Annotated in this window: 16 protein-coding genes and 2 tRNA genes; 11 read left to right on the top strand and 7 right to left on the bottom strand. The window is 70.6% G+C overall.

Translation table 11 applies throughout. The features are described 5' to 3' along the window. The first annotated feature begins 107 nt into the window (after window positions 1-107). Window positions 108-2282: an MMPL family transporter gene (locus tag O7599_RS17170; protein ID WP_281623034.1), complete on the top strand. Its 2175-nt coding sequence runs from the start codon at window positions 108-110 to the stop codon at window positions 2280-2282. A gap of 121 nt (window positions 2283-2403) precedes the next feature. On the opposite strand, the gene O7599_RS17165 is transcribed toward O7599_RS17170, so the two are convergent. Then, on the bottom strand, window positions 2404-3180 hold the full coding sequence (locus tag O7599_RS17165; protein WP_281623033.1) for an FCD domain-containing protein: 777 nt from the start codon (window positions 3178-3180) through the stop codon (window positions 2404-2406). Window positions 3181-3274: 94 nt separating this feature from the next. Between O7599_RS17165 and O7599_RS17160 the strand changes: the two genes are divergently transcribed. The 3 genes from O7599_RS17160 to O7599_RS17150 all read left to right on the top strand — a co-directional run bounded on the left by O7599_RS17160 (window position 3275) and on the right by O7599_RS17150 (window position 5586). Beyond that, window positions 3275-3841 (top strand): gluconokinase, encoded by a 567-nt coding sequence (locus tag O7599_RS17160; protein WP_281623032.1) that lies wholly within the window; start codon window positions 3275-3277, stop codon window positions 3839-3841. 176 nt (window positions 3842-4017) lie between these two features. After that, window positions 4018-5424 carry a GntP family permease gene (locus O7599_RS17155; RefSeq protein WP_281623031.1) on the top strand — a complete coding sequence of 469 codons (1407 nt, stop codon included), beginning with the start codon at window positions 4018-4020 and terminating at the stop codon, window positions 5422-5424. A gap of 103 nt (window positions 5425-5527) precedes the next feature. Then, window positions 5528-5586 (top strand) — tRNA-Glu (locus O7599_RS17150). A 299-nt stretch (window positions 5587-5885) separates the two neighbouring features. On the opposite strand, the gene O7599_RS17145 is transcribed toward O7599_RS17150, so the two are convergent. The 3 genes from O7599_RS17145 to O7599_RS17135 form a co-directional block, all read right to left on the bottom strand. After that, window positions 5886-7454 (bottom strand): DUF6851 domain-containing protein, encoded by a 1569-nt coding sequence (locus tag O7599_RS17145; protein WP_281623030.1) that lies wholly within the window; start codon window positions 7452-7454, stop codon window positions 5886-5888. 709 nt (window positions 7455-8163) lie between these two features. Next, the gene (locus tag O7599_RS17140) at window positions 8164-8562 is read right to left on the bottom strand and encodes a hypothetical protein (protein WP_281623029.1); all 399 of its coding nucleotides are present in this window, start codon (window positions 8560-8562) and stop codon (window positions 8164-8166) included. Window positions 8563-8568: 6 nt separating this feature from the next. After that, on the bottom strand, window positions 8569-8847 hold the full coding sequence (locus O7599_RS17135) for a hypothetical protein (RefSeq protein WP_281623028.1): 279 nt from the start codon (window positions 8845-8847) through the stop codon (window positions 8569-8571). 79 nt (window positions 8848-8926) lie between these two features. Between O7599_RS17135 and O7599_RS17130 the strand changes: the two genes are divergently transcribed. Both O7599_RS17130 and O7599_RS17125 read left to right on the top strand, forming a co-directional pair. Then, complete coding sequence (locus tag O7599_RS17130) at window positions 8927-9343, top strand: hypothetical protein (protein ID WP_281623027.1); 417 nt, start codon at window positions 8927-8929, stop codon at window positions 9341-9343. Window positions 9344-9505: 162 nt separating this feature from the next. Beyond that, a tRNA-Glu gene (locus O7599_RS17125) sits at window positions 9506-9578 on the top strand. A 91-nt stretch (window positions 9579-9669) separates the two neighbouring features. Here the strand turns inward: O7599_RS17125 and O7599_RS17120 are convergent. The 3 genes from O7599_RS17120 to O7599_RS17110 form a co-directional block, all read right to left on the bottom strand. Continuing rightward, window positions 9670-12615, bottom strand: a complete 2946-nt coding sequence (locus O7599_RS17120) for an alpha-L-fucosidase (protein WP_281623026.1) — start codon at window positions 12613-12615, stop codon at window positions 9670-9672. Between the two features lie 299 nt (window positions 12616-12914). Then, window positions 12915-13739 (bottom strand): Tat pathway signal sequence domain protein, encoded by an 825-nt coding sequence (locus O7599_RS17115; protein WP_281623025.1) that lies wholly within the window; start codon window positions 13737-13739, stop codon window positions 12915-12917. 67 nt (window positions 13740-13806) lie between these two features. Beyond that, window positions 13807-16056: an NEW3 domain-containing protein gene (locus O7599_RS17110; RefSeq protein ID WP_281623024.1), complete on the bottom strand. Its 2250-nt coding sequence runs from the start codon at window positions 16054-16056 to the stop codon at window positions 13807-13809. Window positions 16057-16306: 250 nt separating this feature from the next. On the opposite strand from O7599_RS17110, the gene O7599_RS17105 reads away from it, so the two are divergent. The 5 genes from O7599_RS17105 (at window position 16307) to O7599_RS17085 (ending at window position 19875) form a co-directional block, all read left to right on the top strand. Then, entirely contained in the window at window positions 16307-16489 is a 183-nt protein-coding gene (locus tag O7599_RS17105) for a hypothetical protein (RefSeq protein WP_281623023.1), read from the top strand. Next, window positions 16486-16917 carry a hypothetical protein gene (locus O7599_RS17100; protein ID WP_281623022.1) on the top strand — a complete coding sequence of 144 codons (432 nt, stop codon included), beginning with the start codon at window positions 16486-16488 and terminating at the stop codon, window positions 16915-16917. Before O7599_RS17105 ends, O7599_RS17100 begins: the two co-directional genes overlap by 4 nt. A gap of 108 nt (window positions 16918-17025) precedes the next feature. Continuing rightward, on the top strand, window positions 17026-17820 hold the full coding sequence (locus O7599_RS17095; protein WP_281623021.1) for an SAM-dependent methyltransferase: 795 nt from the start codon (window positions 17026-17028) through the stop codon (window positions 17818-17820). 97 nt (window positions 17821-17917) lie between these two features. Next, the gene (locus O7599_RS17090) at window positions 17918-18595 is read left to right on the top strand and encodes a class I SAM-dependent methyltransferase (protein WP_281623020.1); all 678 of its coding nucleotides are present in this window, start codon (window positions 17918-17920) and stop codon (window positions 18593-18595) included. Between the two features lie 761 nt (window positions 18596-19356). Next, window positions 19357-19875 (top strand): DinB family protein, encoded by a 519-nt coding sequence (locus tag O7599_RS17085; protein WP_281623019.1) that lies wholly within the window; start codon window positions 19357-19359, stop codon window positions 19873-19875. Window positions 19876-20110: the final 235 nt, after the last annotated feature.

Raw genomic sequence — 20110 nt, 5'->3', positions numbered from 1 at the left:
GCTCCGACGAGTGTCCATGTCACACCTCGGAAGGCTACGTCGTCAACAGGCTACGGAAGCCCGGGGCCCACCCCGGGGACCCTTGACGACCCTCCGGGGAAGAGATCATGACGATTACCGAGAACCGAGAACAAAGCTCAGAACCGCCCCTCCAGAAGGGGGTGTTCGTCCGGGTCGGGGGCTTCGCCTATCGCCGCAAATGGCTCGCCGTGACCCTGTGGGTGGCGGTCCTGGCCGGCGTGTGGGCCATTGCCACCGCCGCGGGCGACGCGTACAAGGACGACATCTCACTCCCCGGCACCGAGTCGCAGGCCGCCGCCGACCTCCTGGAAGAGCACGGCGCGGGCAACGCCGGGGACACCATCGACATCGTCTTCCAGAACGAGGGCGGGCTCGCCAGCGTAAGGGACCGCGTCGAGCCGATGCTCGCGGAGGTCGCGAAGCTGCCCAACGTCGGCGACGTCCAGAGCGTCTACGACAACCCGACGGCGGTCTCCGAGGACGGCACGATCGGCTACGCCACCGCGCAGCTGGAAGTGGCGTCGGCGGACATCCCGGTCGAGGACACAGAACGCATCCAGGAAGTCGCGCAGGACATCGAGGGCGAGGGACTCCGGGTCGAACTGGGCGGTGAGGCCATCCGGACGCTGTCCGAGGGCGAGACCGGCGTCGGCGAGATGGTGGGTCTGGTCGCCGCGCTGGTGATCCTGGTGATCATGTTCGGCACGTTCATCGCCGCCGGCCTGCCCATCATGATCGCCCTCTTCGCGGTCGGCTCGACGGTCGGCATCATCCTCCTGGCGTCGCACCTCTTCACCATCGCGTCCTGGACGCCACCGACCATGTTCCTCGTCGGCCTCGGCGTGGGCATCGACTACGCGCTGCTGATCTTCGCCCGCTACCGAACAGAACTCGTGCGCGGCGTCGAACCGGAGAAGGCCACCATCACGGCCATGGACGCCGCGGGCCGCTCGGTCTTCTTCGCCGGCTGCACCGTCATCCTGGCGCTCTTCGGCCTCACCGCCCTCGGCCTCGGCTCGATCCAGGGCATGGCGCTGTCCGTGGCGCTGACCGTGCTGATGACGATGATCGCCTCGCTGACCCTGCTGCCCGCGCTGCTCAGCATCTTCGGCAAGCGCTTCGCCCGCCAGTTCCTCGCGCGCGCCGAGAAGCGCAGGGCCAAGGGCAAGGGCGAGGAGGGTGACGGCTGGCGGAAGCTGGCCACGGGGGTGCAGAAGCGCCCGCTGGCCGCCCTGCTGGCCGCCGCGGTGATCCTCGGCGCCCTCGCCTTCCCGGCGCTGAACATCCGCCTCGGCTTCAACGACGCGGGCAACGACCCGAGCGACTCCACCAGCCGGCAGTCGTACGACCTGCTCACCGAGGCCTTCGGCCCCGGGTTCAACGGCCCGCTGCTGATCGTGACCGAGGGCGGCGACGGCAACGCCGAGGACGCCGCCGCGGCGGCGGCGCAGACGCTCGGCGAGACCGAGGGCGTCGCGGCCACCGCGCCCCCGATCCCCACGCCGGACGGCGAGGCCGCGACGCTCATCGTCTACCCCGCCTCCTCGCCGCAGGACGAGGAGACCACGGAGCTGGTCGGCACCCTGCGCGACGACGTGCTGCCGGGGCTGACGCAGGACAACGGCGCGGAGTACCTCGTCGGCGGGCCCACGGCCGGGTCCGAGGACTACGCCGGCAAGCTCGCCGACCGCATGCCACTGTTCATGATCATCGTGGTGGGGCTCGCGATCATCCTGCTGATGGCGGTGTTCCGGTCGGTCCTCATCCCGCTGAAGGCCGCGTTCCTGAACGTCCTCAGCATCGGCGCCGCACTCGGCGTGATGAAGCTGGTCTTCCAGGACGGCAGGTTCGGGTTCGAGGGCGGACCCATCGAGGCGTTCGTGCCGGTGATGGTCTTCGCGATCGTCTTCGGCCTCTCGATGGACTACGAGATCTTCCTGATCTCCCGGATGCACGAGGAATGGGTCACCTCCAAGGACGGCGACCCGTCGCGCGCCGTCCGGGAGGGCCTGGCCCGCACCGGCACGGTGATCACGGCGGCGGGCTCGATCATGATCGTGATCTTCGCGGCCTTCATCCTCAGCCCGACACGGCTGTTGCAACAGTCGGGACTGGCGTTCGCGGTGGCGATCTTCGTCGACGCGGTCATCCTCAGGTGCATGGTGGTGCCGGCCGCGATGGAGCTGATGGGCCGGCGCGCGTGGTGGCTGCCGGCGCCGCTGGCGAAGATCCTGCCGAAGGTGGAGCTGGAGAAGCACTGAGCGTTGTCCGGCCCTTGAGCGCCGGACAACGCGGACAACCCCGCGAGGCGGCCCCGCCAGCCGTCGAAGGACGGCCGGCGGGGCCCTTCTCGTTTTCCGATTTCCGTACGCGTACGGAGGGTCACCCGCGGGTGCGCGGCTCCCAGAGCGGGAGCATCGCGTGGCGCACTTCCGCCAGCAGCTCGCGCATCGCGGTCTCCGCGTCCCGCGCGCGCCCGCCCGCGACGGCGTCCGCGACGGCCTCGTGCAGGTCGAGCGCCTCCGGCTCGGGGTGGTGCGGCATCAGCCCGAGCTGGGTGCGGCCCTGGAGCACGACGGCCACGACGTCCGCGAGCGCGCCGAACATCTCGTTGCCGCTGGCCTGGAGCAGCAGGGTGTGGAAGGCGACGTCCGCCTCCAGGAAGCGGTCGAGGTCGCCGGCCTCGCCGAGGGCGCGGAGGGTGGCGGCGATCTCGGTGGCCCGTTCGCGTTCTGCGGCGGAGGCGCTGCGGGCGGCGGCCCCGGCGGCGAGCGGCTCGACGGCGATGCGCAGCTCGGTCAGCGAGCGGAGCTGGGCGTTGCGGCCGGGGCCGGAGAGGCGCCACCAGATGACGCGGGGGTCGTAGACGTTCCAGGAGGCGCGGGGCTGGACGGTGATGCCGACGCGGCGGCGGGAGCGGACCAGGCCCATCGACTCCAGGATCCGCATGGTCTCGCGCGCGACGGTGCGGGAGACGCCGAAGCGCTCGCGGATCTGCTCCAGGGTGAGCACGTGGCCCTCGGGCAGGGCGTTGCCGGTGATCTCCTCGCCGATGGTGTCGAGGACGGAGCTGTGGAGGACGACGGCGGCCACGGCGGGGGGCGGCGGGGACGTCGTCGTGTTCTTCCGCTTTCCATGGCCAATGCCCCGTAGCTCCACCGCTGCAGAGTATCCCGGGCGCGACCCTTCCCCGGTCTCGGTCATTGGTGCTACCTTTCCCAGCGATTGGTAACACCATTCTAGGGAGGCCGTCATGTCCTCGCCCTCGCCGCGACGGCTGATCACCCCGGGCACCCAGACCGGGCTCGTGGTCATGGGCGTCTCCGGCGCCGGCAAGAGCACCGTCGCCCGGCTCCTCGCCGACCGGCTCGGCTGGGCGCTCGCGGAGGCCGACGACTTCCACCCCCGTAAGAACATCGAGAAGATGCGCGCCGGCACCCCCCTCACCGACGCCGACCGCCGCCCCTGGCTGCGGGCCATCGCCGCGTGGCTGGCCGCGTGGGCGGACGCCGGCGAGAACGCGATCGTCACCTGCTCCGCACTCAAGCGGACCTACCGCGACGTCCTCCGCGACGCCGGCCCCCGCGTCCGCTTCGTCCACCTGAACGGCGACCACGACACCGTGGCCCGCCGCCTTGAGGGCAGATCCGGCCACTTCATGCCGCCCGCGCTGCTCGACTCGCAGTTGGCGGACCTGGAGCCGCTGGGGCCGGACGAGGACGGGGTGGTGGTGGACATCGGGGGGACGCCGGAGGAGGTGGCGGAGGAGGCGCTGCGCCGCCTGGGACCGGCGGTGCCGGCGGGCGAGGCGGGCGGGTAGGCCGTAGGGCCTGTACCTCGACCGCACGGCGGGGCGGCACGGCGGACCCCAACGACCGGCCCCGTAACGCCTCTGGCGACGCACACCCCACACGTCCCCGAACGTCCGACGCAACCCCGTCCCCGTAACCGTCCCCACAACCGTCCCCGTAACCGAGAAGCGATGGAGCTTTTCCGATGACCACGGTGCATCTGGCCCAAGAGGTCGAAGACTGGACCCAGACGATGTCCGCGGGCCCGCTGCTCGCGATAGCCGGCGCGGCCGTGGCCGTGCTCCTGTTCATGGTGATCTACCTGCGCGTCCACGCCTTCCTCGCGCTGGTCACCGTCAGCATCCTCACCGCCTTCGCCGCCGGCATCCCGGCCGCCCAGGTGGTCCCGGTGGCGACCGAGGGCTTCGGCTCGACGCTGGCCAGCGTCGCGCTGCTCGTCGGCCTCGGCGCGATGCTGGGCCGGCTGGTGGAGGTCAGCGGCGGCGCGCAGAGCCTCGCGGACTCCATGATCCGGAAGTTCGGCGAGGACCGCGCCCCCTTCGCGCTCGGCCTCGCGTCACTGATCTTCGGCTTCCCGATCTTCTTCGACGCCGGCCTCGTCGTGATGCTGCCGATCGTCTTCACCGTCGCCCGCCGCCTCGGCGGCGGCGTCCTGCGCTACGGGCTGCCGGCCGCGGGCGCGTTCTCCGTCATGCACGTCTTCGTCCCGCCGCACCCCGGCCCCGTCGCCGCCACCGAACTGCTGGGCGCGGACGTCGGGCTCGTCGTGGCGATCGGCGTGGTCATGGCCATCCCGATCTGGTACGTCACCAGCTACCTCTACGGCCTGTGGATCGGCGAGAAGATCGTCCTGGAGGTTCCGGACATCCTCACCGGCGGCCCGCAGGAGGAGAAGGAGGCCGACCCGCCGAGCGCGTCGACCGTTATCGGGCTCCTCATGCTCCCGCTGGTGCTGATCTTCGCCAACACCGGCCTCGACACCGCCCGCGCGGCGGGCTGGGTGGAGGACACGGAGTCCTGGTACAACGTCGCCCGCGCCCTGGGCTCCACCCCGGTGGCCCTGCTGCTGACGGTCTTCGTCGCGTCGTACGTCCTGGGCACCCGCCGGGGGAAGGGCCTGGAGACGATCGAGAAGCTCGTCGACTCCGCGCTCGGCCCGGTCTGCGCGATCATCCTCATCACGGGTGCGGGCGGCATGTTCGGCGGCGTCCTGCGCGCCAGCGGCATCGGCGACGCCCTCGCCGACGCGATGAGCGACCTGGGCCTGCCGGTCATCGTCGTCGCGTACTTCGTTGCCACCGCCCTGCGCATCGCCCAGGGCTCGGCGACCGTCGCCCTGACGACGGCGGCGGGGCTGATCCAGCCGGTCGTGATGGACGCGGACTACAACGCGGTCCAGCTCGCCGCGATCGTCCTGGCCACGGCGGCGGGCTCGGTCACGGCCAGCCACGTGAACGACTCGGGGTTCTGGCTGGTCGGCCGCTTCTTCAACATGGACGTGAAGACGACGCTGAAGACCTGGACGGTGATGGAGACGACCATCGGCCTCTCCGCCTTCGGCCTGTCCTGCCTCCTCTTCGTCGCCGCCTAGCCGCCCCCGGAAGGAATCGTTTTAGCGATCCCCCCGCCACCCCATATCCTGCTGGGGTCCCCGAACGCCGATCACCAGCGCTCCGGCGGGCCGTCGGCCCTCATCGTCTAGTGGCCCAGGACGCCGCCCTTTCAAGGCGGTAGCACGGGTTCGAATCCCGTGCGGCGTCCGCAGCCGGCGTGGAAGAGGTAGCTGCGCAGCGGGTAACTGCGGCGGGTGGCGGGGTGCCGGTTGGCGCCGGCGGCGGTGCGCGAGCGCGCCCGGCGCTCGGCGACCTGCTGGGCCAGCACGAAGGCCTCCAGGTCCACCAGAGCCTCGTGGGCGGGCTCGGGCGACCACACTCAGAAACCAAAACACCTTCCTCGCCGCCATGGCCGCCAGGCGCCCGTACCTGTCGAAGGCCCTCAAGCGGCCGGCGCCGCGGCGGCGGGGTCAGTCACCCCGCCGCCGCGGCGGCGGGATCAGTCCCTGACGTCGCCGTTGATGTGGCGCTGCACGAATTCGTAGGCCAGGTCGCCGAACTGCTCACCGAATGCGATGGACCGCTCGATCGTCTTCTTGAAGTGCACCCCGGCCCATACCCGGCTCGCACCACAGATCTTCACGTAGTCCGTCCAGGTGGGAAAGTGCAGCTCGACGTCGTTGGCGGGGGCGATCCCCGGCTCTGTCAGCCCCGAGCCGGCAGGCACGGTGAACCGCCAGTCCAGGGTGTCGGAGTCGAAGAAGCGCCGTGATGCCTGCGCCGCGGCGGCGCAGAGCGTCGTGGAGCCGGACGGGTACTCCGCATGGTTCCCCACGGGCAGATAGCTGGACCACTCATCGGCGGGGATGTCGTTGACCGTCCCCTTGCCGACTCCGCCCCAGGCGGTCACCGGGGTGCTGCCGTACACGTGCCGGACCGCGCTGAACGGCCGCGCGGAGTCGTACTTGACCTTCTGGTCCCAGACGGGCATCAGCGCATCGAACGTCGCCAAGGTGTGCGTGAGCGTGATGTGAAGCCAGCCGTGCATGTCCAGCTCGGCGCTGTGGTTCCGAGCTATGACCACCGACGAGTAGCCGAGGCCCCACAACTTGTTGTCCATGACCTCCGCGAACATCTTCTGCTTGTCCGTGAGCGCAGCCGACGCCTTCAGGACTTCGTCCACCGAGCGCTTGAAATCGCGGGGCCTGGTGTGGTCGATGTGCTCGGGCGGGGGGACATGGAACCGGCTCGGGTCGTCGAAGCTGTAGGGCTTGACCAGCCGCAGCTGCGGGGTGATGAACCGCTGGTCGACGAATACGCCTACGTCACCATGCCCTCCGCCGACGCGGCGGCCGGCGTGCGGGCCCGACGCCGGCTGCCAGCGCGAGGGGTTGACGAGGTTGTAGGAGGTGTTCACGGGCCGGTAGCCGGTGTAGTCCTCAAAGGGCTGACCATTGTACGTGCGGCCCTCGTCACCGAGGAAGTTCATGCCGTCCCGCTCGCGGGCCCTGACGACGGCCTTGCCGGCGATGTTGCCGATGCCGACCGGGCTGGTCGGGTTCTCCGACTCGTCGTCGGGATCCAAACCGAGCGCGGTCATCAGATCCCGGACGTCCTGCGCCCGCGTCGGCAGCAGGCTCTTCAGCACCTGCTGCTGTGCGTAAATGCAGGCGATGTTCATATTCCCGTTGGTGGCAGACTCGCTGGAGGGACGGCGGCCGATCCGGGAATGCACGCCTACCGCGGTCGGGTGGTAAGGCGCCAACGCGTCGAACCACGAGAACAGGATGTGCTGGGCGACCCATAGGATCACGGTCACGTCCATGGGGCCGAAAAAATTCGCTAAGGCGTCATTCGCGGCGTCCGCCTCATCGGCGGGCCGGGTGAACTCGATGTAGTTGCCGTTCTCGAGGTCGAAATCGACCTGGAGCGGCTCGTCGCGCTGGCCGGCGGCAGCCCTGCCGCCTAACCCCAGAGCCAGCGCCGCGGCACCACCGGTCCCACCGAGCAGAAGTGATCTTCGCCGCGGTGCGAAACCTGAGATTGGTGAACGTCCGGAGGTCGTCATAGTGTGCATCCCTTTCTTTGAGGAACTGGACTTGAGGAAGTGGCAAGGCACGTGTCCACTAGATCAATGTGATCGGTGTCATGGGAGGGCCACCCACGAAGGGTCTTCTGAGGTTTTCGGTTCGGATCACCGATCGTGTCCACTGCGTTCGCGCTCCACCGCACGCCGCCGGCCGGCCCCCGCCGGAGTTCCGGACGTGGGTGGGCTCAGGCGGCTCAGATGCCGCGGGCTATGGTGCTCCCTTGAATCTGAACCGGAACTTGGTGCCATCCTTGACGTTCGTGGCGATGACCTCCACTTGTCCTTGGGCATGATCTTCCATCTGCTCTGGCAGTACGCGTCCCGGTTGGTCGGGTAGTAGGAGCGACCCCCGGCCTTGGTTGGGCTCTTAAAGCCGTCGTAGCAGTTTTTTGCGGCCTTCGCGGTGGTGGTGCCGGTCAGCGTGCGGCCGACCGAGAGCATGATTAACGCGGTGAGCGCGGCGCCCGCCTTGCGTGCAGCCATGGTCTGTCTCCCCGTTTGGTCGATGAACGGGTTCATCGACAAGCTTCGCGGCCCGGGGCAGCCGCGGCCAGGCTTTGCAGGTACGGCTGAAAAGCCCCGGTGAGCGGGCGGAATCTGCAATTCCGAACGAATGCGGAGGCTCACTTTCCGCAATCGACCGGCGAGTTCGCGGGGGGCGTTGAGCACTCTAGCAGCAGGATCCGTGTTAGTCCTCCAGTCGCAGTTTGGGAATTGCTGAGATTTCGCGGACGGCGCGCCGCGCGGTCACCAGGAAGCGGTCCAGTTCGACCTCCTCGGCCATGCTGGTCGTGATCTTGCTGTACGTCCCAGCCACTTCCATAGCGGGCCCCGCCGAGGCCATCAGCATGTCCGTGATCGCCAGGCCGGATGCGTTCCACAGATTCATGCGTTCTCGGATCTGCGCCTTGATCTGGTTCTCCACCTGGGCCATCCGCCCCTCGGGGCGGTCTTCGGGAGCCCGTCGGCAGGACATCGTCAGCGTGGTGACGATGTTGGCGGAGCCTGCGCTGCCACCACCGGACTCCGTCTTCGCCGGCCAAGACCCGGTGAGGACCAGCTCCGCCTCCGACAGTGCTTTGAGCATCCGGTGTCACACCTCAGGGTCACCGTGGCCGAAGACGATCGTCACCACGCCGTCGTCGTCGACGACACGGGCCATCTCGGCGTAGGCACGGCCGATCATGGTGGCGTAATGCTTCTTGTCACGGTGATCACGCGCCGGTGCTCCTCCGCGCTTGATGATGACTTCCTCGTCCTTTTCCTGCACCCCCGCCGGGTGTATCGACAGCGACAGGGCTCGATCGGCGGTCATCAACGCGCGCTTGGCCCAGACACAGAAGATGTCACTGGAGTCGCTGTAGTCGATCACGTCGTCGTAGGGGGGTCGGTAACGACGGCGTCCATCTCATGATCTGAGAAGGGAAGGCGCACGGCACTGCCGCGCTCGATTGTGGCGGGCCGACCGGACGCCGCGCAGATGGACGCGCCATCACCGGAAAGCGTCGACTACCTGCGGGTGTTCCTCTGGCAAGGGGCGACATCAAGGCGGCGGCGTCGCGTACGTCGTCGCCACCGCTCTCCGCGTCGCCCAGGGCCCGGCCACCGTCGCCCTGACGACGGCCGCGGGGCTGATCCAGCCGGTCGTGATGGACGCGGACTGCAACGCGGTGCAACTCGCCGCGATCGTGCTGGCCACGGCGGCGGGGTCGGTCACGGCCAGCCATGTGAACGACTCGGGGTTCTGGCTGGTGGGGAGGTTCTTCAACATGGACGTGAAGACGACGCTGAAGACGTGGACGGTGAGGGAGACGACGATCGGCCTCTCGGCCTTCGGCCTGGCCTCACTCCTCTTCGTCATCGCCTGACGGGCCCCGCTCGTCCCCTCACCCGTCCCTCACCCCCTCCCCACGGCCCGCCGGGTGCGCGCGGAGGGCTCCGGAAGGAATCGTTTTGGCGATCTCCCCCGCCATCCCATATCCTGCTGGAGCCCCCGAGCGCCGTTCAGCCAGCGCCCCGGCGGGCCGTCGGCCCTCATCGTCTAGTGGCCCAGGACGCCGCCCTTTCAAGGCGGTAGCACGGGTTCGAATCCCGTTGGGGGCACGTACAGGTTCCGTACAAGGGCCGACTGCTTCGCCGAGGCGGTCGGCCCTTGTACGTCCGGCGCGTTCGCGAAGCGGCCGGCAAGCCGCGGCTAGCCGAGGGAGAGCCGGTCGAGGTCGGGCGCGGACTCCGCGTCGTTGGAGACCTTGATCGTGTTGGTGCCCGGTTTGAGCGTTACCGGCACCGACGTCGTACGCGGCGTGTTGTTGCCGACGTCCGTCACCGTCGCCTCCACCGGCGGGCCGCCGTTGACGGAGACGTGGAACGAGCGCGTGCCGTTGACCGTGTAGTCGAGGTACAGCGTGCGCTCGCCGCCCTCGTCCACGGTGACGTCGGGGAAGGTCACCGCGGCCTCGGGGCTGCCGCCGATGTTGCGGACCTTCTCGTCGCCGGAGCAGGGCCCGCAGCCGGTGATGCCGGTGCTGCCGAGGTCGTTGGCCGAGTCCTCGGCCTCGCGCGCCCAGACCCGGTCCGCGGGCAGCGGCCGCACCGCCACCTCGTCCGACACGCTCTTCTCACGGGCCAGCACCTCGAAGTCCGCCGTGACCGGGATGTCGGTCGGGCCGACGTCCTGGCCGGGCGGGGAGGTCACGGTCCAACTCGCCTCAAGCCTCTCGCCGAGGCGGAGCGAGCGGGCCGTCGCGGGGCCGCCGTCCGCGGTCCAGCCGTCCGGCAGCCGCGGGGCGAGGACGACGCCGTCGAGCTGCTCGTCGTCGTCGAGCCGGAGCTGTGCGGTCACCGTCATGGAGCGCTGCCCGGGCCCGACCCACTGCAGGCCGTGGGGCTCCACCGTCAGCCTCGTCTGCGGCGTGTACGAGGCCGGGGGCAGCGGCGCGACCGCGATCCGGTCCAGGCCGGGTCCCGAGCGGGCGGTGCTGAAGACCTTCACCGTGTTGGCGCCGCCCTTCAGCGGCACGGAGACCGCGGTGCTCTCCGGCACCTCCGCATTGCTGCCGGCGACCGGGACCTCCACCGGCGCCGCACCGTTGACGCTCACCGAAAGCGAGGTGGCGGCCTGCGCGGCGTGGTCGAGCTGGAGGCGGTAGTCGCCGTCCTCGGGGACCTCGACGTCGCGGTAGGTCACGGAGCTGCGTGCCCCTCCACCGAGGCCCACGACCCGGTGGCCGCCGGAGCAGGCGCCGCAGTCGACGACGCGCGCTCCGCCGCGCAGCCGGTTGTCCCGCGCCTCCGCCTCCAGCGGCAGCGGGGTGCCGGTGGGCCGGGGCCGGCCGTAGGCGACCTGGATCTCGTCGATGCGCAACTGGTTGTGGAACTGCGGCGCCTGCGGGCCGCCCCACAGGCTGCGCACCTCCAGCTTCAGGTAGCGGGCGTGCTGGTCGCCGATGTCGATGGACTGCACCCCGCGGGCGCTGCGCATCGCGCCGGCGCGCACCTCCTTCCAGCGCTTGCCGTCGGCGCTGGCGTAGACGCGGTAGTCCTTGATGCGCGCGGAGTCCTCGGGGCGGCCGAAAGTGGACCGGGCGTGCGTCGGGGACCACTCGCGCTGGTTCACCGCCAGCGAGGTGGCGCGCTTGCGCGCGCCGAGGTCCAGCGTGACGGAGACGGGCAGCTCGGCGTCGCTGTCCCAGTACGTCTCGAAGTCGCCGTCGGCGAGGTCGGCGGCCGGGTGGCCCGCCCGCGCGGACGAGGCGGTGGCGGCGACTCCGGAGGCGTCGTAGAAGGGCCGGCGGCCGTCGGTGGTGACCTTGAAGACGGTGTCGTACGGGTCCCAGTCGCGGATGTCCAGGATCGACAGGTGGCCGCCGGACTGGCTGAAGCGCATCTCTTCGCCCGTGCGCACGTCGGTCACGCCCGTGACGGTGTAGCCGATGTCGCGCAGCCGGACGGTGTCGGTGCGGGGCCGGGTCACCACGTGGACGTACTGGGCGCGGTCGCCGTCCTCACCGCGGCCGACGGTGACCACGCCGTGGGCGCCGTCGTTCCAGAAGCCCGGCTGCATGCCGCCGTGCATGTAGCCGCCGCCCTCGACGCCATACACCGACTCCCGGACGGGCTCGACCCACCGGCCCATGAAGTCGTTGAACTCCTCCTGCTGGGCAGGCATCTTCCCGTTCACCATCGGCGTCTCGGCCATCAGCGACTTGATGGAGGAGCCGGCGTTGGTGACGTAGCGGCCGGTGTTCAACCGGTAGTCGACCTCGTGGTCGCCGCCGTCGTACCACCAGTCGCCGGTGGTCGGCAGCTTGTAGTCGGCCTCGGTCAGCCGGGGCATGGGCACGGTGACGGCCGCCGGGTAGTCGTACGAGGGCGTCATGCCGGTCTTCTGCTCGTTGCTGACCGTGTCCATGATCGGCGTGTCCTCGTTGTTGTTGCTCAGCAGCCAGTCCGGCCGGCGCTCGCGGATCTGCTCGTAGAGGTCGTTCTCCTCCCAGTACTCGTTGTCGTTGTCGATCCAGAAGCCCGACAGATCCGGGTAGTTCTCCATCAGCTCGAAGAACAGGTCGTAGCTGTACATGCCGAAGCCGCGGCGGGTGGTCAGGTCGACGTCCTCGCCCCTGTGGGCCGAGTAGGCGGCCGAGTCGAGGGTCTCGACGCCCTGTTCGTTGTGCCACTGCGGGTCGTCGGTCATATACATGATGATCTTGACGTCCTGCTCCTTGCCGGCCTCGACCAGCTCGCCGAGTAGGTCGCGCTCGGTGGCGCAGCTTCCGGGTATCTGTGAGGGCCAGGGACGGGCGTAGCCCAGCCGGCTGTGGAAGGTCGCCAGCACGATATAGGAGGCGCCGAGCTTCTTCGCCTCGTCCACCCAGTAGTCGGCGCTCCAGCCGCCCTCGGTGACGTCGCGCTCCCACTCCGCGCAGTCCAGGTGCCTGGGCGCGGTGAACATGCCCCAGTGCAGGAAGAGCCCCGCGGTGGAGTCGCGCAGCCACTCCTGCCGCGGGTGCCGGACCTCGCCCTGGGCGGCGGGGGCGGCAAGGAGGCCGGCGGCCAGCGCCAGGACGAGCGCCGCGCACAGGGCGCGCCACCGGGGGACCGGTGCTCTGCGCCGGGTGCGGTTCGAAAGCCGTGCTGCCATCTGTGTCACTCCTCGGATCCTCGGGTGCGGTGTTCGCGCTCCTCCGCCACGCGCAGGGACAGCAGCCCCGGCGCGGGCACGTGCGGCGTGTGCGGTCCCGCGGCCGGCGGCGGCCGGTCCGCCGGCCCGCCGGCCCGTGAAGCCGGCGCCTGCGACCACCGGTCCCCGGTCGCCGCCCGACCGGCGGGCTCCCGGGCGGGCGGGACCGTCATCGTGCCGCGCCCGGTCGTACGCGATTCCTCCTGACACCGCCGTCTCACCCCGCCGGAACGGGGTGAGACGGCGAGGTTCCCGGGCGCTCAGGCGCCGCCGGCGCCGGGGACGAGTTGGTAGCCGCGCATGTTGCGGAGCAGCAGATAGCAGTCCTGGAGCGAGCCGGAGGTGTCGCCGAGGGAGCGGTAGATGCCCCACTTCGGGCGCACCCGGTCGGCGAGGAAGGTGTCGACACCGCCCTTGGACGCGTCGATGAGGGTGGTGCCCCCCTTGCGGAGGATCCAGCGGACGGACCCTGCCGTGCCGTTGCCGATCTCCATCTGGATGTCGACGTCGACCCAGGAGTCGTGCAGCGGCGCGAGCGCCGTCCGCCCGACCAGCACATCGCTGTCGAAGATCTTGTACTCGATCGTCTGCGCCCCGTCGACGCGGCGCAGCGACATCACCGTGATGGGGCTGGTGCCGGTGCCCGGCTGCTTCGTCTGGTGGATGTGGGTGAAGGTGGTCGTCGCCTTCAGCGAGGAGGGGATGTACATCGAGTACGTCATCCGCCAGGTCTCGCCGAGCCGCCAGACCAGATGCGAGCCCCCGGCCGGGGTGCGCATCCCCGTCACCTCCTGGCGCTGCCGGTCGGTGCTGGTGTCGCGGTCGACCATGTGCATGGTGAAGCGGTAGTCGTCTCCCGACGGGCGGATGTGCGGCTGGCCCGAGGGGTGCGAGTCGGCGCGGTCGTCCTCGATGGTCTCGAAGGCGCGCAGAGCGTCGGCCGCCGCGGACGGCGACCAGCGCAGCTCCCAACTGTCGAGGGCGGCGGCCGGAGTCGCGGCGTGGACACCCGGTGCCGACGGGACGGCCGCTGCCGTCACGCCGCCGAGGGCGGTGCCCAGGACGGCTCTGCGACTGGGGATCATGGGGGTCTCCTCTGAGCGGGTCGGGGCTGGTGTGATCGAGTCGGTCAGGGCATGCGAGCCGCGCCGGTCAGCCGATGCCCACGCTGAACACGTGCAGGGAGTTCTGGCCCGCGGCGACCCCTTCGCTCACTTCCGGCAGCACCACCCCGCGCACGGTCCTGGCCGGATCCAGCGGAACGCCCACGAAGTAGACGTGGACCCCGGACGCGCGCGGCTGCTGGACGTTGCCGGGGCGGTTCCGGTACGGCGTGACGATCGCCGAGTCGCCGTCCGCGGGCGGAGCGGCGTACCAGTCCGGCACCGACACGGTGAACTCCCGCGCGCTGCCGTCGTCGTACAGCACGGCTCCGGTGGCCGAGGTCTGGCCGTACGCCGAGGCGGTGAGCAGGCCGAGCGTCCGGCCGGAGCCCGACAGCTCCAGGGTCTCGCCGGAGGCCACCACGTTGTCCGGCTCACCGGCCGGCACGTCCGGCCAGGTGAACGTGGTCCCGCCGTGCGTCAGCTCCGCGCCGGGCACGGCTCCGGCCGCCGCGAGGGCCTGCGCCGAGAAGCTGGCGCCGTTGCCGTCGAAGTCCGCGGCGTCGGTATTGCCGTCGTCGCTGATCCCCTTGTTGTCGTACGACTCGGAGAGCTTCCGCGGGGGCGGCGGCACGACGACGGAGTCGGACGCCTCCTGGCTCGCCGGCGTGGAGTCGGCACCGTAGACGTACGCCGCGCGCGCCGAGACCGGGTGCCGGCCGGGTACCGCCCCTTCGGGCGCGGTCAGCACCCACCGTGCCGTCACCGATCCGCCGGGCCGGATCGCGCCGAAGTCCGTCGGTGCGACCGGTTCTGCCGTCCACCCGTCGGGAGTGCTCAGCGAGAGCGAGGCGTCCTCGACGGCGACCCGGGCGTTGTTCTCCAGGGTCGCCGTGACCCTGCTCTGCCGGCCCGGGAGGAGATAGCGCTGCTTGGTCCGCACGCCCAGAGCGGTGGACGGCGGCGCCTCGCCGGGGGTGCCGGGCCGGACCCGGTACATCACCGCGCCGTGCGCCGGCACGGAGGCGGCGATCTTCCCGGCGGTCGAGGTGGAGGTGTGCGTCCACAGATCCCGCAGCGTGTACGCGGGCGCCTTCGGCAGCCCGATCTCCGCCGCCGAGGTGCCGATCCGGGCGGTGGTCGGGGTGTCGTTCCAGAGCGCGACCGCGACGTCCCCGTTCGCGAGCGGCTTGGCGATCACGTAATGGCCGTCGGCGGCGGATCCGACCACCTTGCCCTGGATCCCGAGCGGGTCCTGGTCGACGGCGATGACGTCCCGGTTGAGCAGGATCTCCATGGTCTGCGGCGTGGCCCGCCGCAGGTCGGTCCCGATCAGCAGCGGCGCGGCCATGATCGACCACAGGCTGAAGTGCGTCCGCTGCTCGGTGACGCTCCACGTGCCGTTGCCGACCTGGAGCATGTCGGGGTCGTTCCAGTGCCCCGGGCCCGCGTACTCGGCGAGCGTCAGGTTGAACCGGGCGATCCGCGACATGCTGGGGTAGTTGGGCGCGATGTCGCCGGTGGTCCGCCACAGCTCGCCGATGTCCGCGCCCCAGGTCCACGGCTGGTTCTCGCCCCACTCGCAGATGCTGTGGACGATCGGGCGGCCGGTCTCGGCGGTGGCGGCCCGCAGCGCGTCGCGCATGGCCGTGTAGCGCTCGACGGCGTCGAGGCCCTCGTTGTTGCAGTTGTCGTACTTGAGGTAGTCGACACCCCAGTCCGCGAAGTCGCGGGCGTCGATCTCCTCGTACGTGCGGGCGCCCGGCGTCCAGTCGGCGCCCAGGGTGCCGTCGAAGCCCAGGTCGTTGCAGGTGCGGGTGCCGCGGTCGTGGTAGATGCCGAACTTCAGGCCCCTGTCGTGCACGTAGTCGGCGACCGCGCCGATGCCGTTCGGGAACCGCACCGGGTCGGGTACGAGGTGGCCGTCCGCGTCGCGTGAGCCCTCGGGGCTGCTCTGCGGGCGTGCCCAGCAGTCGTCGAGGTTGATGTACTCGTACCCCGCGTCCTTCAGTCCGGTCGAGACGAAGAGGTCCGCCATGGCCTTGACGTACGCCTCGTCGAACTCGGCCCCGCACGCGGTGTCGTTCCAGTTGTTGAAGCCCATCGGCGGCGTGCGCGCCAGCCCGTCGTCCAGGGCAGGTGCGGGTGCCGGCCCGGCGCCGGCGCCCGCACCTGCCGGGAGACCCGCGGTCGCGGTCGTCGCGTCGGCGGCGAGCGCCGGTCCGGCAGCGGTGGGGAGCGCCGCTGAGCCGACGAGCAGCCCCACGGATGCCAGCAAGGTGACCGTACGTCGCGCCATGCCTTCCACCTCATCTCCTGGACCGTTCGGCAAGGGGCTCGCGGTGGCTCTGCGGCTCGTAGCGTGCATGACGTTCGGCCGCAGAATCTCGTTATAGATCCGATCAGTCAATCCCTACTCGGTGGTAGACGCTCGACGGCAAGCGGTTGCATGCGCACTATCGCGAAGTGCGGTCTGAGCCACGTGTCGTATACATAGGATCTCTAGCGGCTCACCCCAGACCCAGCCCTCACGCTGCGTCCGGCACACGGTGAACCGGACGTTCCACTTCTGGCGCGACGTCGTGGAGTACCTCGGCCCGGTCACGTGCAAGACCTCCGACACCCTGCGGGAGGAGGCCCCGTACGTGTGGGAGAACGGCTGGGTCACCGACCGCAACGCCATGAACCACGAGTACCTGCGGTACGTGTCCCGGAGAAGAAGCACGGCGTGAACGTCGCGCGCGCCGCTCTACGCGACATCCAGCAGGCCAGGGCGCACCTGTCCGAGGCCGACTACCGGCAGTTGAACGCCTACTTCGAGCGGACCGTGCTCACCGCCCGGCAGCACCACGCCGTCGCCACCGCCTACTTCGGCTACCGCATCTACGTCCAGGGGCCCGAGCAGCGGACCGACGAGCTCAAGGCGCTGATCTGGACCGGCCTGGACGACGCCCGGCAGATCGCCGACGCCGTCAGGGACCACCCCGACCGGGCGGCGAGCGGCGAGTGGGACTGGCTCCGCGACGCCGCCGAAGCGGACACGTACCACACCCGCACCTCCGAGGGCTGGGACCGCTACGGGGGCATCGCCGTACCCCGGCCGGACGCCGACTCCGTGTGGGGTGCTCGGCGGCGGCCGTCCGAGCACGCCGGAGACTGATCGACATCGGTCCTCCCAGTGCTGTGCGTCTGACAGGGGCGATGCCGCGTCCGCGATCACAGGGCAGGAGGGGCGTACTACGCTGGCGATGTCGAGAGGAGCGCAGTTGTGACACCGGATGGCTTCCGTTTCGAGGAGATAGACGTCACCAGACCGCATCCCGCGCGGATCTACGACTATCTGCTGGGCGGCAAGGACAACTACGGGGTCGACCGCGAGGCCGGCGAACAACTCGTCGCCGCCGCCCCGGAAGCGCGGATCGGCCTGCGCGCCAACCGCGCGTTCCTCCAGCGGGCCGTCCGCTACGTCGTCGACAGCGGCATCCGCCAGATCCTCGACATCGGTACGGGCCTGCCCACCGCCCCGAACGTGCACGAGACGGCCCACGAGACCGCGCCGGACACCCGCGTCGTCTACGTCGACAACGACCCCATCGTCCGCGCCCACGCGGACGCGCTGCTCAGCGACGCCGGCTCGACGAGCATCGTGCTCGCCGACGTCCGGGACGTACAGACGATCCTGGACCATCCCGACGTCCGCAGAGTCCTCGACTTCGACGAGCCGGTCGCGGTGTTCCTCGTGGCCGTACTCCACTTCCTCACCGAGGCGGAACGGCCCCGGGAGGTGGTCGCCACCCTGCGCGACGCGATGCCGTCGGGCAGCTTCCTCGTGCTCTCGCACGCCACCGGCGACTTCGCCGACCGTACGGACGCCCAGGCCGTCTACAACAAGGCCACGGCGGGCCTGAACCTGCGCCCGCACGCGGAGATCGAGCCGTTCTTCGCCGGCTTCAGCCTGGTCGAACCGGGCCTGGTGCAGGTCCCGTTCTGGCGCCCGGACACGCCGCCGCCGGCGCGGTACGGCGAGATCGGCATCTACGCGGGCGTGGGCCGCAAGGACTGAGGGGCGGGGGGCGTCGCCGCGTCGTCGCATCGCCGCGTCGTCGCTGTCAGAGCTCTGCTCCAGCTTGGCTGTCAGAGCCCTGCCCTAGCTTGGCGGGATGCACGCACACGCGCCTCGTATCGACCGCCCGGCCGACCTTGATGCCGTCCGCGAGTCCTATGACAAAGTGGCCGACAACTACGTCCACTTGCTCCAGACGACCGGCATGGGCGACATCCGCCGCCACCCGTGGCTCAAGGCCGCGATGGACGTCTTCGCCGACGCCGTGGCGGACTCCGGTCCCGTACTGGACGTCGGCTGCGGACCGGGCCAGGTGACCGCGTACCTGGCCGAACGCGGCCTGGACGTCTCCGGCGTGGACCTCTCGCCCGGCATGATCGAGAACGCCCGCCGCCTGCACCCGCAGTGCCGCTTCAGCGTCTCCTCGGCGACCGATCTCGCACTCGACGAGGGTTCGCTGGGCGGAGTGCTGGGGTGGTGGTCGCTGTTCAACCTTCCGCGCGCGGTACTGCCCCAGGTGGTGGCGCTGTTCGCGAGCGCGCTGAAGCCGGGCGGGCACTTTCTCACGGGGACGCATGTGGGGGAGGGGGACCGGGTGCGGACGGAGGCGTACGGGAGCGAGGGCGTGCGCTGGACGACGCACAGGTGGCGGCCGGAGGAGTTCGTGGCCGTGATCGAGGGGGCGGGGCTGAAGGTGGTCGCCGACCTGCGACTGCCGGGGGAGGGGCAGACGGGGCCGGGGGTGGTGGTGATGGCGAAGAAGCCGGAGGGGTAGGAAGGATCGACGCCGGGGGTACCGCTGTCCACCCGAATCGCGATTCCCCATTCCCCATTCCCCCTCACGCCCGCCCAGGGTATGCGCCCGCTCTGACAAGGCACTGGGCTACCGGCGCTGCGGGCAGGCACGTTGGGGGCGTGGGCGTGGGCGTGGGCGTGGCGTGGTACGGGGGCGGTGCGTGGGGTGCGGGCGCCCGCCCCGCGGACCGACACCAGGCCCACGAACCGCACCCACGAACCGCACCCACGGACCCGGCGCCCCGCACCGCGGACCGGCCCTGGGCCCACGCACCGCATCCCCGCACCGGGTCCACGGACCGCATCCCCGCGCCGGGCCCTCGCACCCGGCGCCCGCCCCGCGGACCGGCGCCCGCCCTCGCACCGCTCTCCCGCGCCGGGCCCACGCGCACCCCCGTACCAGGTCAACGCCCACATCGCACCAACCGCAGCGCCGGTGGCCCGGTGCGTTGTCAGAGCGGGCGCATACCCTGGGTGGGTGTGAGGGGGAGTGGGGAATCGGGACTCCGGACTCGGGAATCGGGTGCACAGCGGTGCCCCCGGCGGCGATCCCCCCGGACCCGTCTCTCTGCCCGTCGTTCGCGCCCCCCGGCACCCGGCCTCGCTACCCGGCGCCCGCACCTCCCCGCGCCCGTGCCTTCCGGCACTACCGCCTTCCCCTCCCCGTGCGCGTCTGCACCTTCCTGCGGCCAGCGAAAATCCGACGACACCCCGTGACCGGTCGCGCTAACGTCCGCATCCATGTCACCTGTCTTCGAACGTCCTCCCCTTCTCGCCGACGAGCGCACCGCGCTCACCGGCTGGCTCAAGCTCCAGCGCAAGATCCTCCGTTGGAAGTGCGAGGGTCTCGGCGAGGCGGACGCGCACCGCTCCGTCGTCCCGACCTCGCCGCTCATGACCATGGCCGGGCTCATCGTCCACATGCGCTGGGTCGAGCACGCCTGGCTCGAGATCCTGTTCCTCGGCGGGGACAGCACGCGGAACCCGTCTTTCGACGTGTCCGCGGACGAGGACGCCGACTGGTTCACCGACGGTCTCACCCTCGCGCAGGTCCTCGCGGACTACGACGCCCAATGCGTCCGAAGCGACGAAATCGTCGCCTCCGCCTCCCTGGACGACGTCGCCCGCCACCCCGACTTCCCGCGGAACCACGGCAACCTCCGCTGGATCCTCATCCACCTCATCGAGGAGACCGGGCGGCACGCGGGCCACGCGGATATCGTCCGGGAACTGCTCGACGGGACGAAGGGGTATTACTGAGAACGGGCATTGCCCGGGCATCCCCCTCCGAGCGGATTCCGGCTGACGGCTGACGGCTGACGGCTGACGGGTTACAGGCGACAGGCGACAGGCGACAGGCGACGGGTGCTGGCTGCCGGCTCTCGGGTTCCGGGCACCGCCCCCCTCGCCCGCCCTCTCCCCGGTCCCGCGCGCCAACCCGGGTCGCTGACCTGCCTCTTCTGCCGTAGCCGACACGATGTCAGTCCTGCTCACT

Source organism: Streptomyces sp. WMMC500 (assembly GCF_027497195.1).
GTDB lineage: Bacteria > Actinomycetota > Actinomycetes > Streptomycetales > Streptomycetaceae > Streptomyces.
This window is presented reverse-complemented; position numbering and strand designations above follow the sequence as displayed.